Consider the following 17402-nt stretch of genomic DNA (forward strand, 5'->3'; position numbering starts at 1 on the left):
TTTCTCCGGCTCCTGGGATTGACGGCGTTCTTCGGTAAAACCTGTGTGTTATTAAAGCAAGCTAGCACGACGCCTAAACTATTCTAAAAAAGAAGTGCTCTACGATAAACCTAAAAATCTGATTTCAATAAAACAAAAAAGGTTCAGCTGTTTCCAGCTGAACCTTCAGGTTTCATCCCGCCTTAGCGGTAATAACAATTATCTTAAATCTACTACTTCAACACCAGGATATTTTTTAGCATCGAAAGCAAAAGTAGTTTCTGGTATATTTACGTTTGGCGAAAAAGTTTTCACATTGTAAGTGTATTTGTTTCCGTTTTTATCGAACAATACCACGTTTGCAATTTGTTTAGCCGCTTTATCGATGCTTAAACGTACTTTAAAAATCGATTTTTTAGCATCAACAGGTGTTAAATCAATCATTTGATAAGTTTTGGCACCAGCTTTTTCTTCACCGGTATAAACGTATTTAAATCCTTTTTCGTAAACTGTAAAAATCTTAGCAGGATTAATGGCATCGCCACTGTTATCTACATTACTCACTTGTACTTCTTTGTCTTTTTTCAAATAAGTCCATTGACTTTTACCATCACTAAACAATTCTTGATTGGTCATCGCCACTTTATACTTATTAGAATTGGCTTTAACATACAAAGTACCTTGCTGGGTTTCTTTTACTTTAGCTTTTGGATTATCCAAAGTGAAGGTAAAATCTGTTTTTACAATATTATACGATTTGTATTTTTTACTCACCTCAGCTAAAATGGCTTTAGCTTTCGCATCAGTTTGAGCATAAGTTGAAGTTGTAAAAGCAACTACAACCATTAATGCTGAAATTAATTTCTTCATCTTTTCTTTTTTAAATTTTTCCTTTTGAAACGTTAGAGTAGATTTTTTGTTATTGGTTTAATCTAATCTTTGTCATTCATACTATTCAAGAACTGTTCCAAAGAATATTCATCCGGGTATAAGACTTCGCGCGCCTTACTTCCTTCAAAGGGACCAACAATTCCCGCAGCTTCCAATTGATCAATAATTCTTCCGGCCCTGTTATAGCCTAATTTTAGTTTACGCTGTATTAATGACGTAGAACCCTGCTGATGCATCACAATCAGTCTGGCTGCATCTTCAAAAAACTTATCACGCTCGTTAGGATCAAAATCGGCCTTACTACCCTCCCCTGCTTCATCTATATATTCTGGCAGTTGATAAGCATCAGCATAACCGCGTTGGTTACCTATATATTCAGAAATCCGGTCTACCTCAGGTGTATCAACGAAAGCACACTGTAGCCTGATTAAGTCGCTACCTGTAGATAAAAGCATATCACCACGGCCAATTAACTGATCGGCACCACCGCTATCCAGAATGGTTCTTGAATCGATTTTCGACAATACCCTAAAGGCTAACCTGGCCGGGAAGTTGGCTTTAATGGTACCTGTAATAATATTTACCGATGGGCGCTGTGTAGCCAGAACCAAATGGATCCCGATTGCCCTGGCCAGCTGTGCCAAACGAGCAATTGGTGCCTCCACCTCCTTACCCGCAGTCATCATTAAATCGGCAAACTCATCTACCACTAAAACAATGAATGGTAAAAAGCGGTGGCCGTTATTTGGATTAAGCTTGCGTTTAACAAACTTATCGTTGTATTCTTTTAAATTTCTAACCTGCGCATCTTTCAATAAATCGTAACGCTGATCCATTTCGATACAAAGTGAGTTTAAAGTATTTACTACTTTTTTGGTATCGGTAATAATGGCATCGGCCTCTCCCGGTAGTTTAGCTAAAAAGTGTCTTTCAATTCTATTGAATAAAGTTAACTCTACTTTTTTCGGATCGACCAGTACAAATTTAAGTTGTGCAGGGTGTTTTTTAAACAACAGCGAAACCAGAATGGCGTTAATACCAACCGATTTACCCTGACCAGTTGCCCCTGCAACCAATAAGTGAGGCATTTTAGCCAAATCTGCGATAAAAACCTCATTACTAATGGTTTTACCCAATGCAATTGGCAAATCCATAGTGGTTTGGCTCCATTTTTCGGTATTGAGAATACTGCGCATGGGCACCATTTCCGGGTGTTGGTTAGGTACCTCGATACCAATTGTGCCCTTACCCGGCATTGGTGCGATAATACGGATGCCTAAGGCCGCCAACGAAAGTGCAATATCATCCTCCAGATTTTTAATCTTCGAAATCCTTACCCCAGGGGCAGGAATAATTTCGTAAAGGGTAACCGTTGGGCCAATGGTTGCCTTAATCTTATCAATTTCTATGTTGTAATGATTAAGGGTTTCGACAATTTTATTTTTATTGGCTTCCAGTTCTTCGGCATTTACCGAAATTTTATTGGTGCCGTAATTTTCGAGCAAATCTATTGTTGGATATTTATAACCAGATAAATCTAGTTTTTCATCATAATTACCAAACTGTTCTACCAGATCATCCGATTTTTTTTCTTCTTCAGTTTTTTCGATCGTAAAAGCAGGCTCCTTTTCGGTTTCAACTGGTGGTTCTACCGTTAATGGAAGTGTTGCTGCCGCAGCAGTAGCCAAAGGCAAATTGGTAGCCAACGGAGATAATACAACAGGTGCAATAGCTTCTTCCTCTTCTTTTTCTTCGAAACGGCTTGGCTGCAATACTACATTTTGTTGTTTACGCTCGTTACTTACCGGCTTATCACGTACCGGAAATTCAATGGGTGATGATGGCTCGTCGAAAGTTTTGTTCTTTACGGCCTGCTCTCTGATATCATTCACATAATCTGGCGTTTCGTTATCCAGGTAAACCTCTTTCTCTTTGCGCTCCGGAAATTTAAAATCGATGTTATAGGCGATGATTAAAATGGTTAATCCCGCAAAAGCAATTAATCCCGCCACCCCAGCTGCGCCAATTTGGGCACCTAATAATTTATTGCTCCAATAGCCAAACTCACCTTCTAAATAATGTGGCGATTCTGACCAGAAACTATGTGCAAAACCTAAGGTTAAGGATATAAACAGTAAAAAGAAAAAGCTATAACCTAATGTTTTAGAGATGGAAAGGATTTTAACTTTAAATAATAAACGGTAACCGATAATAAAAAAGGCCAAAACAAACAGGAAAGATGCAATACCGAACCATTCGTAAATAAACTGGTGCGATAACAAGGCGCCAAACTTACCTAACCAGTTTTGAACTACCGGTATGGAAACACCAGCTTCTTTTAGTTCTTCTGTTGTTTTAAAAAGATTGCCCCAGCCACCATTTGCATCGATTACATAACTCTGGTCATCTTGCCAGGTAAATAAATACGAGGTAAAAGCAATTAAAAAGTAAAGTGACAATATCACAAAAAACAGACCTGCAATTTTAACTGCACGGCCATCTGCCAAATCGAAGCTTGGCAAAAAATCTCCTTTTTCTTTCGGCTGCCGACCTGATGATGATCTGCCAGGTGCACTTTCTGCACCTTTATCTCTGAATGTATTGGTTTTAAACTGGTTACCCCTTACCGACATTTTCTATCCTAAATAATTTAATATTGAACAAACTTAGATAAAACTGCGCAGCATTAACGAAAGCCTAACAAAAAAAATAATCACAAATTGTAAGCATTGCTGCCAGGGCTTTTATTATACCACTCACTATTTTCAAGAAGAGCCAAATTTGCACCGCTATCTATTGGTTTTATAATCTGCCTTAAATTAAATAAAAATATTCATCGGGCATTAAACCTTAAACAGAAATTATTGTCTATTATTTTAACAACACACAAGTTGTTACGTTTTATCAAATGAAACGGATTTTGTTTTAGGTTTTATCCCGTTTTACCTGGAGAGGTTAAACGGGATTTTTTTATTTATAAACCTTAGGTTTAACTCGTCGTTTAATTTATTTTTAAAGGTCTCGTTGAGGGCTGAAGCCGTTTAAAAACCTATGAGGTTTGAAATACTAGGTGAATTAAGTTCCTATTATTTTGAAAAGCAGGGTTCGGTTCATTTCGGTTATCATAGTCCTGCTATCACTTCTCCCGACTTCTTTACGTCGGGATCGTTCTATCAGGTTTATTCAACCTGAGTCTGTAGTTCTTAGGGCTTAAACCTAATGGTTACTTAAGACAGTGGGTTTGCGTTAGGGATTGTAAGGGTTCAGTGCCGATCCTTCATCGGTACCGGAGCGAAGCGCAGCCCTGCAAAGCCCGACCCTTTCCCGTTTTTCACGGGATTGGGTAACGCCCAAATGAGCTAACAGCTTTCAGTCGGCAATTTTTCGACCGGTGGCTCTTTTTCTTCAGATATCATGTTTTTTTGACCGCTGAGGTCTTGGTAGATTGCCTTACACTATATATATTTAAGCAATAAAGTTTACAATTTCTTAATTTTTGTTAATTTAAAGCGATTTTTGAAACAATACTATGGGCATAGCGCAACTCGAAGAGCAAATTGAGGCTGGAAATTTACAAGCAGTAAAAGAAATTTTGGTTGAAAACCCAAAATTGGCAAATGTTGATACTTCTCATCACATTTCGCCACTGTTATTGGCCTGTTATTATAAAAAACAGGAAATAGCCGATTTAATTGCTGAATTTGTAGATGACCTAACCTTGTTCGAAGCTTGTGCAGTGGGCAAATTTGATGCAGCATCGCAATTAATATTTCAAAGTCCTAATAGTATTAACGAATTTTCGGAAGATGGCTTTACACCATTAGGTTTAGCCTGTTATTTCGGCCATGAAGATTTAGCCCGTTTTTTAGTTTTAAAAGGTGCGGATGTTAACCTGCCATCAAAAAATGGATTTAATGTATTTCCGATCCACTCGGCAGTTGCTGCTAATAATTTCAATATTACTAAAATACTGTTAGATGCAGGCGCCTACCCGAATGTTTGTCAGAAGGCAGGATTGGCGCCCTTACATACCGCCGCACAATTAGGAAATATAGAATTGATTATTTTATTGTTAGAACACGGAGCAGAAGTTTCTTTGCGCATGGAAGGTGGAAAACTACCTGCAGATTTAGCCGCAGAAAAAGGCTTTAATGAAATTGCTGAGATTTTAAGAGACGATGATTAATTAGTCTGGAGTCGTGAGTCTTTAGTCAAGAGTCTGATTTAGCAACCATTTTCCACCATCCATACTAGCTCTTACATTTTATTCCCAAATCCTTGATCGCATTCTTTTCATGTACGTCCTGATATCGAGCACTACAGCTGCCAAAAAATAGAACAATATTGGAAAACCCACCGCTAAAAACGACGAATAAATAAAAAACAAACGCACTTTCGCTGTGCTCATGTTCAACTTGTTAGCCAAATAAGTAGAAACGCCAAAACTCTGTTGTTCAAAATAGGTTATAATTCTTTGGAACATTTTAAGCTTATTTTAAAAATCTTAATAACAATACCACAAGATAAAATCATTGGAAACCCAAATCATAATTTGATTTCCAAACTCTAATTTAGCAATAATAATCGGTTAAATTTCAATAGCATATTCTATCCCGATTATTCCAGAACCAATTTTTCAAAATCCTGTTTATCCTCGTGTTTAATAAAAAGCGTTTGTTGTTCTTCCAGTCCTGAAAACTTTTTGATCAGGTCTGCCTTAAATTTATGGATATCGACATCTTTGTTTAAAATAACAGTTAAGGCATCGGCATTACCCCTAACCTCAATAATCTGATTAGGATATACTTCTTTAAGCTCGTGTGGAAATTCCATAATTTAAAAACAGATTATAGTGTAGAAAGTTTTGTTTGAAATCAGCATTTGGTTAGGCCTGCTTTAAAATTTTAATTCCAATACCACAATATAGACATTTTTTCTCATCGCAGTATTGCTTTTTAAGCTGCAAAATTCCTTGCGAAGCAAATGCATGATCCATCTTCACTCCTGCTCCGGTAAATTTATCTGTAATCGCATTTTGCTCAGCTGGCAAACGCTCCAACAATTTTATCGCCCTGCTAATATAATATTGTGTACCTGTGTGTTTACCATGCGCGAATAAAAACAAAGCCACCGTGTTTAACAAAACATTATCAACGGATGTTTTTCCAATTTGTGTATTTACACCAGAAGTTTCTTTTTTAAAATGATAATGTGTTTTCCAGTAATCGTTTACCGGTAGGTTTTCGAACAAAGCATGCAATTGAGCTGTATCTTTGATTTCCATTATTTTAGAAAAAAGATGATTGGCTTTTACAATTAACGCTGCAAATTGCGCCAATCTGATCGTAGGAAAGTTTTGCGGCCTCATCCGCATAAATTTCCACATCGAAACTTCTATAGGTTTAATATTGTATTTCTTTCGAAGAAACTGGAATTCGGCCTTTAGCTTTTTAGGATACTCCTCTTCAAACTGATCGTTTAAAAAACCAGCGGCACCAAAAACCAGTGCTTCAATTTGGTTTGGGTTATTTTTATGCTTGGCGTAAATGTGCTGCGAAACGGCTTTGGCAAACAACTCGAAAGGCAAAGCATTTATTTTAAAGCCAAAATTACGCGCCAGGAAACGGTAAAAAGTCTCATCCCAATTCCCATTTAATTCGTTTAAGGTTTCAGTAACAGCATTCGTTTTTTGCTCGAAACGCTCTATTAAGGTTCTTGATAAAAAAGAATCGACAATTAATTGATCTACCGTTCCAATTTGTGCAATGCAAGGAAAATCAGTTAAGGTGAGAAATAGGTTTTCGTATTTTTTGATGAGATCGGTAGAGATACGGTGTTTTAATTCCAAAACGGGCAAAACAGTATTGTCTATTCTTTTTATTTCCGCATCATGCTCATAAACAACATGTAAGACTACATTTTCGTAGGCGGGATTAATTTGATGACTGTGTTTTAACCAATCTGACGACCTGAGGTGTATTTCTACATTACCAGCCCATGTGGTATTGCCAATTTCGATTTTCGCGTTAAAAAAATCCGGACCAGCATTTTTGTTTAGTAAGCCTGGATTTATAATTTTCAGGTTTTCTCCAGCAGTGGTTTGCAGCCCGCTATAGTCAAACGACCTGAATTGCCATACGTAATGAAGAAAATCTTCTGGAAAATTCATTCTTCAATGTAGTGAAATATTCTGAAAAGCTATAAATAATTACATATTTTGTCACTTAAAATTTATGCTACAGTCTTAATTACAACACATCCCTAAAGATTAAGTTGCTTTAACTTCGGCCTTCTTTTTATAATTGGTAATAAAAACTCCTGCAATAATTAAAACGGTTGCAACGACTAAATCTATACCCACCTTTTCATTTAAAATTAACCAACCTAAAAATATCGCAATAATGGTGTTGAAGTAAGTTAAGATGGAAACTTCGGATGCTGAAACCTTTTTTAGGGCATAATGATAACAGAAATAACCTAAAACAGACCCAAAAACAGCTAAATAAACTGTGGCAAATATGCTTTCTGTTTTCCAGGAACTTACATCAGCCTTGCCGGAGAATACCATTGCTAAGCCCAATTGAATAATGGCCGAAAACACAAACTGGTAAAATAGATTTAAGAAAATGTATTGAGGTTTACCACTGTGTTTCTTCGAATAAATGGTGCCGACTGTCCAACCTGAAACTGCAATAATCAACGATAAAATTCCATTTCGGTAACCTGGTTCAAGCAAATCATTCAAACCATCTCTAAAAATAAAAACAATACCTAAAAACCCGATAAAAACACCAATGAATCCCTTTAAACTAGCCTTTTGAATCCCCAGAAATACGCATCCGAGAAATACGAGCAAGGGAGAGGTGGCATTAATTAAGGACGCCAATCCACTTGGAATAGTCTTTTCGGCAACGGTTGTCATGCCATTGGCAATCACCACCATTAAAATAGACAATAAGATCTGTCGTTTAAAACTCGACCATCCAATCCATTTTAGTTCCTGCTGTTTAATTAACAGAACCAATATAATTATCGAAGCAACAGATTGACGAATGGCCGTTACATACCAGGCCGGAATGCTTTCTACGGCAATCCTTATTCCTAAATATGTTGTGCCCCATATCAAGGCCACGCCAAATAGGGCGAGGATGAGTTTAAGATCTATTTTTGATTTCATGATTGATATATGTTTAACCACAGATGAACACGGATAAACACAGATATTTTAGAGACTATAGCCGTTGAGCATTCTTTTTATTTCAACTCTTGGCTTACCAAAATTTATGATTAAACCACAGCGTCTATTACAAGCGATCAAATAGTTCATTAATTGTGCCTGATGGATATCCGTTATTACTTTAGCTGTTTTTAGTTCGACAACAACTTCATTTTCAATAAACAAGTCGACAAAATAATCTCCTACAACTTGATCATCATAGAAAACCTGTAATGCGTGTTGTTTTGTGACGATTAATCCAGCTTTTTTAATTTCAATGAATAATGCATTTTCATACACTTTTTCTAAAAAACCACTTCCTAAAGTATTTGAAACTTTATATGCAGCTCCAATTATTCTTTCAGTGATTTCATTTAGATTATCCATGAAACCAATTTATAAAAAATATTTCGACACAAGTGTTGAAAAACCCAAATCTGTGTTCATCCTTTTTATCTGTGGTTAATTAATTCAGCTTTAAGTAGGATCTGTTCCATTTCTTTTTGAAGTTTCAACGCTTCTTCCCTGGCCTTTTCGGCAAAATCTTCTCCCTGGCTGGCATAGATAATTCCTCTCGAAGAATTAATCAGCAATCCGCATTGTGCATTTAGACCATACTTGCACACTTCATTTAAATCTCCTCCCTGTGCGCCAACACCTGGCACTAAAAGAAAGTGATTTGGTGCTAATTTACGTACATCACCAAAAGCTGCCCCACGGGTTGCGCCTACCACATACATCATCTGTTCATCTGTAGCCCAGGTTTGCGATGTTTTAAGTACTTTTTCGAAAAGTTTATCTTCGCCAATTTCCTGTAATTGAAAATCGGCATGGCCGGCATTCGAGGTTAAAGCCAAAAGAATTACCCATTTATCTTTAAAAGTTAAAAACGGCGTTACCGAATCGCTCCCCATATAAGGTGCTACCGTAACCGAATCGAAACTCATCTCTGATGATGCAGCATTGAAAAACGTTTCGGCATACATGGCAGAAGTATTGCCAATATCGCCTCTTTTAGCATCAGCAATAGAAAAAACATCCTGCGGAATATATTTCCAGGTTTCGATCAAAGTTTCCCATCCCTTTTTTCCATAACACTCATAAAAAGCAGTATTGGGTTTATAAGCTACACATAAATCTTTTGTGGCATCAATAATCTGTTTATTAAATTCCAGAATCGGGTTTTCATACTTCAATAAGTGTTTTGGTATCTTATCTAACGAAGAATCTAATCCGACACATAAAAATGAACGTTTTTTTTGTATCTGCTCGAAAAGTTGTTGCTTTGTCATATATGGGCTTATTTGCTGCAAATATGAAGATTTTTAAGTTTTCTGAGCGACAAAATAATGCTCACATTAATTATTTTTATAAACATTTTAAACTTTTGCTTGCAGATTACGTTTCAAATACATACAATTGCAACATAATTTCTCAACCGTTTATCTGAATATCCCAGAAAAATTTATCAAGACTTGTTTTTTGTTACCATTTTTTAAAAGCACATGTTGCTTTTTATTCAGCTTATAAACAATTATGAAACAATTTGAGCATTTTCCATAATGAACTCATTTAATGTTTTATAGCCTTAAGAATTTATACACAATGAAACGCCAGGCCTACACTAACACAAATATATTTAAGCCTGTGTAGATTTATAACAGAAAACATCCGTTATAAACAAATGAAAAATTTCTTGAAACATATATATTTAGAATGTTTAGTAAAACAGAATTAAATGATAAGCTCACAACAGAATTACGTGAGCTAGCTAAAAGCTATGGCATTGAAGGTGCCGACTCCCTAAGAAAAATCGACCTTGTTGAAGTACTTTTACACCAACAAGAAATTATAAATGCTGCTAAAGCCGGTGCAGACCCTTATAGCGAAATCGAACCTATTGCAGCTACTCCTGCACCTAAAACCAAAGCTGCAAAAGCACCAAAAGTTGCCGCAGCCGCAGCAGCCGCCTCTGCAGTGGCCGCTGAAAAACCAGCTACTACAGCCGACAAGCCTGTTAAAAAAAGAGCAAGGTTAACGAAAGACGAGCCTGCAGCGCCAATTGAAAGAAGAAGAGATGCTGTAACGTTATTTGACGAGCCTCAACACCAGCAACAACCAGAAAGACAACCAGATAGAATTATTGAATCTGAAGAAAGTGTAAAACCAATCTCAGCTTTAATAGAAGAAAGTGCAGAAGTACTTCCGGTAGCTCCAAAACAAAAACAAGAGCCTAAAGAAAAGCAGGAAAAACCACAGCGCGACGAAAACCGCCAGCAAAAACAACCGGGTGGTGGCAATCACCACAAAAACGAAAACAGTTACTCCAACTTAGATTTCGATAACGTAATTACAAATGAAGGTGTTTTAGAAATTATGCCTGATGGTTACGGTTTCTTGCGCTCTGCAGATTACAACTATTTAACTTCTCCTGATGATATTTATGTATCGCAGTCTCAGATAAAACTTTTTGGTTTGAAAACCGGTGATACTGTAAAAGGTAGCATCCGTCCGCCAAAAGAAGGCGAAAAATATTTCCCACTGGTTCGTGTAGAAACCATTAACGGCAGAATTCCTGCTGAGGTTCGCGACCGTGTTCCTTTTGATTATTTAACACCACTTTTTCCAACAGAAAAATTAAATTTATTTACGGATAACAGCAATTACTCTACCCGTATTATGGATTTATTTACACCTATTGGTAAAGGACAGCGGGGTTTAATTGTGGCACAGCCAAAAACAGGTAAAACCAACCTGCTTAAAGAGGTTGCCAATGCAATTGCTAAAAACCACCCTGAAGTTTATTTAATTATCTTATTAATTGATGAGCGCCCGGAAGAGGTTACCGATATGGCCCGTAGTGTAAGAGCAGAGGTAATTGCCTCTACTTTTGATGAGCCAGCTGAGCGCCACGTTAAAATTGCCAATATTGTTTTAGAGAAATCGAAACGTTTGGTAGAAAGCGGACATGATGTGGTAATCCTTTTAGATTCGATTACACGTTTGGCCAGGGCTTACAATACAACAGCACCAGCATCAGGCAAAATATTATCAGGTGGTGTTGATGCAAATGCTTTACACAAGCCAAAACGTTTTTTCGGTGCGGCACGTAACATCGAAAATGGTGGTTCATTAACCATTTTAGCTACCGCATTAACCGATACAGGTTCTAAAATGGATGAAGTTATCTTCGAAGAATTTAAAGGTACAGGTAACATGGAGTTACAGTTAGATCGTAAATTATCTAACAAACGTATCTTCCCTGCAATTGATATTACGGCTTCAAGTACCCGTCGCGATGATTTATTGTTAGATAGAGATATTTTACAACGTGTATGGATTTTACGTAATCACCTTGCCGATATGAACAGTCAAGAGGCGATGGAATTTGTTCAATCTCAAATAAAAGGAACAAAAAGTAACGAAGAGTTCTTAATTTCGATGAACAGCTAAATAAGTTTGGCGTTTGGGGTTTGGAGTAATGCATTTCAAACCCCATGCGCTTAACGCCCACCTCCATGCTTAAAAAGAATCTCCCTAATGCGATTACCTGTGCAAACCTTTTTTCAGGTTGTATCGGAATCGTTTTTGCATTTAAAGGCAATTTAGAAACCGCAGCCTATTTCGTTATTTTCTCTGGAATTTTCGATTTTTTTGATGGTATGGTTGCGCGTTTATTAAATGTAAAATCGGCAATTGGAAAAGATCTTGATTCTTTAGCAGATATGGTAAGTTTTGGGTTCTTACCGGGGGTAATCATGTTTCATTTGTTAAAGGCAAGCGATTATTCATCTGAATACCTTCCTTATCTTGGATTTATCATTACTATTTTTTCGGCACTCAGGCTGGCCAAATTTAACAACGATACCAGGCAAACGGAAGATTTTATTGGTTTGAATACACCTATGAATACTTTGTTTATCTGTTCTCTAGCTTTTATTGCCAACGATTATCCACAGGTTATTGGTTCTAGTATTTTACTGATTGCCATTACAGCAATTACAAGTTTTTTACTGGTGAGCGAAATCAAAATATTCTCTTTAAAATTCAGCGATTTAAGCTGGGCGAAAAATAAAATCAAATTTATCTTCCTCATCCTATCGGCCATATTAATAGCTTTTCTAAAATTTGCAGCAATTCCTTTTGTCCTGGTATTATATATTGCTTTATCGGTATTGCATTTTAGGGGTGCGACTAATCATAAAATATAACTAAGTTTTTCCCGCAGATTAAGAAGATTAAAATCGCAGATCATAGCGCATTAGATTAATCCTTTAAATCTGTGTTCCTTTTCTGCAAAAATCAAAGATTAATGCGCTACAGTTTTTTAACCTCAAGCGGATCTGTAATATTTCTGCAAATATCGAGCATCGTTTCGCCCAACAGTGGATGTATCACCTCTGGTGCAATTTCAGCCAAAGGCTCCATTACAAATTTTCTATCTTGCATATGGGGATGAGGTACCTGAAGTTTATCCGGAATATTGATAATTTCTTCTCCAAAAAGGATCAGATCGATATCTATTAACCGTTCTCCCCATTTATCTTTCCTTACCCTGCCCAATTCCTGTTCGATACTTAATGCATACTCTAAAACTTCAAGCGCCGTTAAAGGGGTTCGTAAACTTACAGCTTGGTTCAAAAAAGAAGGTTGGTCGGTTTTACCCCACGCAGCGGTTTCATAAAGAGATGAGATGGCGATCACACGACCAATTTTATCGTTCAATAGTTCGATGGCTTTTTTCAAATTCGCCTCCCTATCGCCTAAATTTCCACCCAGTAACAAATAAGCCGTGTTGTACTCTAAAGCTTTATTAAGCATCATGTATTTTTATATCTTTACAACACAAAATTAAAACATTTAAATGAGAGAATTCTTTAAGTATTTATTTGCCTCTATGCTGGGCTTTTTCTTATCAATAGTAATTGTATTTGTGATCTGCTTCGTAGTTGTTGTGGGTTTAATATCTTCTATTGATAGCGACAAAACCGTTGTTGTGTCTAACAATTCGGTACTATTCCTAAATTTAGACCAGGCCATTACAGAACGTACACCAAAGAATCCATTCGGAAACCTGCCAATTGTTGGTAGTGAAGAAAAAGATGGTATTGGCTTAAACGATTTCTTAAAAGCGGTACAAAAAGCCAAAACAGATGATAATATCAAATGCATCTACCTGAATGTGAGCAGTCCGAATGCAGGTTTTGCAACTTTGCGCGAAGTTAGGAATGCGTTGATCGATTTCAAAAAATCTCACAAAAAAATTATTGCCTACAGCGAAGTGTATACACAAGGCGCTTATTATTTAGCGTCAGTTGCTGATAAAGTTTATCTAAATCCCGAAGGCGCTTTAGAATTTAAAGGTTTCAGCTCTGAATTAACTTTCTTTAAAGGAACTTTAGAAAAAGTTGGAGTAGAAATGCAGGTTATCCGTGTAGGAAACTATAAAAGTGCAGTAGAGCCTTTCATTTTAGATAAAATGAGCGATTATAACCGCAAACAGGTTACAGCTTATGTTGGCGGATTGTACAATACTTTCTTAACTGATATTGCGCAAAGCAGAAACATTCAAAAAGATAGTCTTTATAACATTGCCGATAATTACAAAGTACAACAGCCACAAGATGCCGTAAACTTTAAAATGATCGATGCCCTGAAATATAAAGATCAGATTTTAGAAGAGCTGAGGGGATTATCTGGAAGAACCAGGGGTGAAAATATCCGTTCGGTAACGATTAACGACTATGCGAAAAACAATACTGATACCGGCGAAGGAAAAGATAAAGTAGCGGTAATTTATGCCAATGGCGAAATTAATGGCGGCGAAGGTTCTGACAACCAGATCGGTTCGGAACGTATTTCCAGGGCAATTAGAAAAGCACGCTTGGATGATAACATTAAAGCGGTGGTTTTACGTGTAAACTCGCCCGGAGGTAGCGCACTTGCTTCGGATGTGATCTGGAGAGAAATTGTATTGACCAGAAAAGAAAAACCAGTTATTGCATCGTTTGGCGATGTTGCCGCATCAGGTGGTTATTACATTGGTTGTGCTGCCGACAGTATCTTTGTGCAACCGAATACCATTACAGGCTCGATCGGTGTATTCGGTATCATCCCGAACTTCCAAAATTTAATGACCAACAAACTGGGAATTACATTTGATGGCGTTAAAACCGGTAAATACGCCGATATTATGGCCACTAACCGCCCTATGACTGCAGGTGAAAGATTCATTATCCAAAATGAATTAAACAGAATTTACAGCGGTTTTGTAAGCCGTGTAGCCGATGGAAGAAAGAAAAGCAAAGCATATATCGATAGCATTGGTGGTGGCCACGTTTGGATCGGTACAGATGCCGTTCAAATTGGTTTAGCTGATAGAATAGGTAGTTTTAACGATGCTATTAAGGCAGCCGCTAAAAAGGCTAAATTAAAGAATTATAAGGTTGTAGAATATCCAGATGTAATTGACCCATGGAAATCGTTAATGGATGAGGGTACAGACAGGATTAAAACCTATTACACCAAACAAGAACTTGGCGATAACTACATGCTTTACCAACAAATGAAAAAGGTAATTGCAAGCTCTGGCATTCAGGCCAGAATGCCATTTGAAGCAGTAATTAAGTAATAATTAAACCTTGCAGTGTTCTAAAACCTGCAAGGTTTAATATTAAAGTTTTATTTCACTCTGGGTTTGCGTTAGGGATTGGAAGGGTTCAGTACCGATTCATCGGTACCGGAGCGAAGCGAAGCCCTGAAAAGCCCGCCCCTTGCGTAGCTTGGGTAACGCCAAAAAAATAAGCGTTAGTTTTTTCCTTAAAAAATGAGGATCAAATTAAGAATGATTGAAAGACCTTTAGACCATACATTTTATTTCAATTCTTCTTCCTACTCTATCACTTTCCATTCGGGATGCAAAGTAAGATAAGTCGCATTAACCGGAATATTCACCTGATGAACCGTTAAGGAAATACTTTTTCCTTTTAAAAATTCAAAGCCAATTCCATCTTTTTTGGCATCATAAACCGTAACGGTATCTTTATCTTCATTTAAATAGGCAGAAAGTTTTTCAATGGTTGGGAACTTCAATTTCACATCTTCCAACGTGCTCCCGGTAGCCAGGCCATCCTTTGTTTTAAACCTATTGGAGGTAATTCTAATCTGTTTTACATCTTTTGCACGCATACTCGTGTCCCGATAAGAAGAATATACCGCAATTTCGTTTCGGTGTTTCGCAGTAGAATCGTCACTGTACCAAATCCCCCAGGCTTTCCCCATTGCGGCATCACCGGCATTTGGCCTGCCTAATTTTCTACCTACCTCTTCCATATCCTCTCCAAGTGCAATTTCTCCAACTGACCGACCAGCGACAACCAGGAAGCGCTCATCAACACTTTGTGTTGGGGCTGATGCTAAATTACTTACAGAATCGGCATTATGATCTGTTTTACTGGCAGATTGACAAGCGGCTACACTCATACTTAATCCCAAGAGGGCGAATTTTATAGATTTCATGATTGTAAAACAAGACTTTAATAAATTTGTGTTTTAATTTTATAAGCACAAGAAGGATTTGAGGCATTATTTCCTAATTTTACCTCTTATGGAAAACAAGACCATCGCCCGCACCTTACGCCTGCTATCGCAGCTTATGGAACTGCACGAAGAAAATCCCTTCAAAATTAAATCTGTTGCAAATGCCTATTTTAAGGTAGATAAATTACCCTTTGCTTTAAAGGATAAACCTTTAGATGAACTGGATAAAATTGAAGGTATTGGTAAAGGACTGGCTTCCAAAATCATTGAACTTCTCCAAACAGGAGAACTAAAAGAGCTTAATGAAATTCGCGAGAAAACACCCGAAGGTGTAGTAGAAATGCTGGCCATAAAGGGCATCGGACCGAAAAAGATATTCATTATCTGGCGTACCTTAGGTATAGAAAGTATAGGTGAATTGTATTATGCCTGTAACGAAAACCGCTTAATTGAAGCCAAAGGTTTCGGTTTAAAAACCCAGGAAGAAATTAAGAATGCAATCGAATTTAAACTCGCGGCCAATGGACGGTTTTTATACGCACAGGTTGAGGGTTTTGCCAAAACTTTATTTACACAGCTTGCTGATTGGACTGGAAAAATTGACAGCAGTGCACTTTTGGGCTTTGCGGGTCAGTACCGACGCGCTTGTGAGATTATCGATGAACTGGAAATTGTGATCGGTGCTGAACAAATTGATACCCTTAAACAAAATTTGCCTGCTTTCGAAGCACTTTCTTTGATTGAAGCGGAAAATGCTTACATCTGCACCACTGAAGCTGGTTTCAGGATAAAAATTTATGCAGTTGAAAAAGCTGAATTTTATTTACAATGGTTCAAACACACCGGAAATACCGAACATGTAGAGAAAGTTTTAGTATTAGCAGGTAATGGTCCTTTTACAAGTGAGGAAGAAATTTACAGTAAAGCAGGTTTATCTTTCATTGTTCCTGAACTTCGTGAAGATTTTGATGAAATCGACCTGGCGAAAGCAGGTAAACTCCCTACCTTAATCCTATATGAAGATTTAAAAGGCAGTTTGCACAACCACTCTACCTGGAGCGATGGCGTACACACCCTGGAGCAAATGGCTGTATATTGTAAAGAAAACTTAAATCTTCAGTATTTAGGGATCTGTGATCACTCTAAAACTGCTGTTTATGCGAAAGGTTTAAATGAGCAACGTGTTTTTTCACAACACCAGGAAATTGACGAACTCAATAAAAAACTCGCTCCCTTTAAAATCTTCAAAGGTATTGAGAGCGATATTTTAAGTGATGGCTCATTGGATTATCCGGATGATATTTTAAAAACGTTCGATTTTGTAGTGGCCTCGGTACATAGCAATTTACGCATGGACGAAGCAAAAGCAACCGCACGTTTACTAAAAGCCATTGAAAACCCATATACCACCATTTTAGGGCATCCAACAGGCCGTTTATTGTTAAGCAGAGCCGGATACCCGATAGATTATAAAAAGATTATTGATGCCTGTGCAGCAAATAAAGTAGTGATCGAAATCAATGCGAATCCCTTACGTTTGGATTTAGACTGGCGCTGGCACCGTTATGCTTTAGATAAAGGCGTATTGCTTTCTGTAAATCCAGATGCCCATAGAACGGAAGGTTTCCATGATATGCATTACGGCATTCTAGTTGCCCGCAAAGGTGGTTTAAGTGCCGACAAATGTTTAAATGCTTTTTCTTTGGAGGAGATTACAGCTTACTTTAACCGCAAAAAACAAATTAACCACAGATAAAAAGGATGAACACGGATAAGT

15 protein-coding genes are annotated in these 17402 nt (G+C 37.4%); 5 read left to right on the top strand and 10 right to left on the bottom strand.

Annotation, left to right across the window (positions count from 1 at the left end):
- Nucleotides 1–198: 198 nt before the first annotated feature.
- Both LQ201_RS01555 and LQ201_RS01560 read right to left on the bottom strand, forming a co-directional pair.
- Nucleotides 199–849: an outer membrane lipoprotein carrier protein LolA gene (locus tag LQ201_RS01555; RefSeq protein WP_230143997.1), complete on the bottom strand. Its 651-nt coding sequence runs from the start codon at nucleotides 847–849 to the stop codon at nucleotides 199–201.
- A gap of 62 nt (nucleotides 850–911) precedes the next feature.
- Complete coding sequence (locus tag LQ201_RS01560) at nucleotides 912–3503, bottom strand: DNA translocase FtsK (RefSeq protein ID WP_230143996.1); 2592 nt, start codon at nucleotides 3501–3503, stop codon at nucleotides 912–914.
- 896 nt (nucleotides 3504–4399) lie between these two features.
- Here LQ201_RS01560 and LQ201_RS01565 point away from each other — a divergent pair.
- Nucleotides 4400–5056, top strand: coding sequence for an ankyrin repeat domain-containing protein (locus LQ201_RS01565; protein ID WP_230143994.1), 657 nt, complete (start codon nucleotides 4400–4402; stop codon nucleotides 5054–5056).
- Nucleotides 5057–5134: 78 nt separating this feature from the next.
- On the opposite strand, the gene LQ201_RS01570 is transcribed toward LQ201_RS01565, so the two are convergent.
- The 6 genes from LQ201_RS01570 to pyrF form a co-directional block, all read right to left on the bottom strand.
- On the bottom strand, nucleotides 5135–5353 hold the full coding sequence (locus LQ201_RS01570) for a PspC domain-containing protein (RefSeq protein WP_047799560.1): 219 nt from the start codon (nucleotides 5351–5353) through the stop codon (nucleotides 5135–5137).
- 134 nt (nucleotides 5354–5487) lie between these two features.
- Nucleotides 5488–5703 (bottom strand): hypothetical protein, encoded by a 216-nt coding sequence (locus LQ201_RS01575; RefSeq protein ID WP_230143992.1) that lies wholly within the window; start codon nucleotides 5701–5703, stop codon nucleotides 5488–5490.
- Between the two features lie 52 nt (nucleotides 5704–5755).
- Nucleotides 5756–7039 carry a DUF2851 family protein gene (locus LQ201_RS01580; RefSeq protein WP_230143990.1) on the bottom strand — a complete coding sequence of 428 codons (1284 nt, stop codon included), beginning with the start codon at nucleotides 7037–7039 and terminating at the stop codon, nucleotides 5756–5758.
- A 99-nt stretch (nucleotides 7040–7138) separates the two neighbouring features.
- Nucleotides 7139–8047, bottom strand: coding sequence for a DMT family transporter (locus LQ201_RS01585; RefSeq protein ID WP_230143989.1), 909 nt, complete (start codon nucleotides 8045–8047; stop codon nucleotides 7139–7141).
- Nucleotides 8048–8095: 48 nt separating this feature from the next.
- Nucleotides 8096–8473: a GxxExxY protein gene (locus LQ201_RS01590; protein WP_230143987.1), complete on the bottom strand. Its 378-nt coding sequence runs from the start codon at nucleotides 8471–8473 to the stop codon at nucleotides 8096–8098.
- 65 nt (nucleotides 8474–8538) lie between these two features.
- Complete coding sequence (gene pyrF, locus LQ201_RS01595) at nucleotides 8539–9378, bottom strand: orotidine-5'-phosphate decarboxylase (protein ID WP_230143985.1); 840 nt, start codon at nucleotides 9376–9378, stop codon at nucleotides 8539–8541.
- A gap of 424 nt (nucleotides 9379–9802) precedes the next feature.
- Here pyrF and rho point away from each other — a divergent pair, with 424 nt between their 5' ends.
- Together rho and pssA are read left to right on the top strand one after the other, a co-directional pair.
- Entirely contained in the window at nucleotides 9803–11539 is a 1737-nt protein-coding gene (gene rho / locus LQ201_RS01600) for a transcription termination factor Rho (RefSeq protein WP_230143983.1), read from the top strand.
- Nucleotides 11540–11604: 65 nt separating this feature from the next.
- On the top strand, nucleotides 11605–12297 hold the full coding sequence (pssA, locus tag LQ201_RS01605; RefSeq protein ID WP_230143982.1) for a CDP-diacylglycerol--serine O-phosphatidyltransferase: 693 nt from the start codon (nucleotides 11605–11607) through the stop codon (nucleotides 12295–12297).
- A 106-nt stretch (nucleotides 12298–12403) separates the two neighbouring features.
- On the opposite strand, the gene folK is transcribed toward pssA, so the two are convergent.
- Nucleotides 12404–12910, bottom strand: coding sequence for a 2-amino-4-hydroxy-6-hydroxymethyldihydropteridine diphosphokinase (gene folK / locus LQ201_RS01610; RefSeq protein WP_230143981.1), 507 nt, complete (start codon nucleotides 12908–12910; stop codon nucleotides 12404–12406).
- Between the two features lie 40 nt (nucleotides 12911–12950).
- Between folK and sppA the strand changes: the two genes are divergently transcribed.
- The gene (sppA, locus tag LQ201_RS01615; RefSeq protein ID WP_230143979.1) at nucleotides 12951–14717 is read left to right on the top strand and encodes a signal peptide peptidase SppA; all 1767 of its coding nucleotides are present in this window, start codon (nucleotides 12951–12953) and stop codon (nucleotides 14715–14717) included.
- Between the two features lie 260 nt (nucleotides 14718–14977).
- Here the strand turns inward: sppA and LQ201_RS01620 are convergent, their stop codons facing one another.
- On the bottom strand, nucleotides 14978–15604 hold the full coding sequence (locus LQ201_RS01620; RefSeq protein ID WP_230143977.1) for a hypothetical protein: 627 nt from the start codon (nucleotides 15602–15604) through the stop codon (nucleotides 14978–14980).
- A gap of 88 nt (nucleotides 15605–15692) precedes the next feature.
- Between LQ201_RS01620 and LQ201_RS01625 the strand changes: the two genes are divergently transcribed.
- Complete coding sequence (locus LQ201_RS01625; RefSeq protein WP_230143976.1) at nucleotides 15693–17381, top strand: helix-hairpin-helix domain-containing protein; 1689 nt, start codon at nucleotides 15693–15695, stop codon at nucleotides 17379–17381.
- Nucleotides 17382–17402 lie beyond the last annotated feature (21 nt).

This window comes from Pedobacter sp. Bi126 (assembly GCF_918698245.1).
Lineage (GTDB): Bacteria > Bacteroidota > Bacteroidia > Sphingobacteriales > Sphingobacteriaceae > Pedobacter.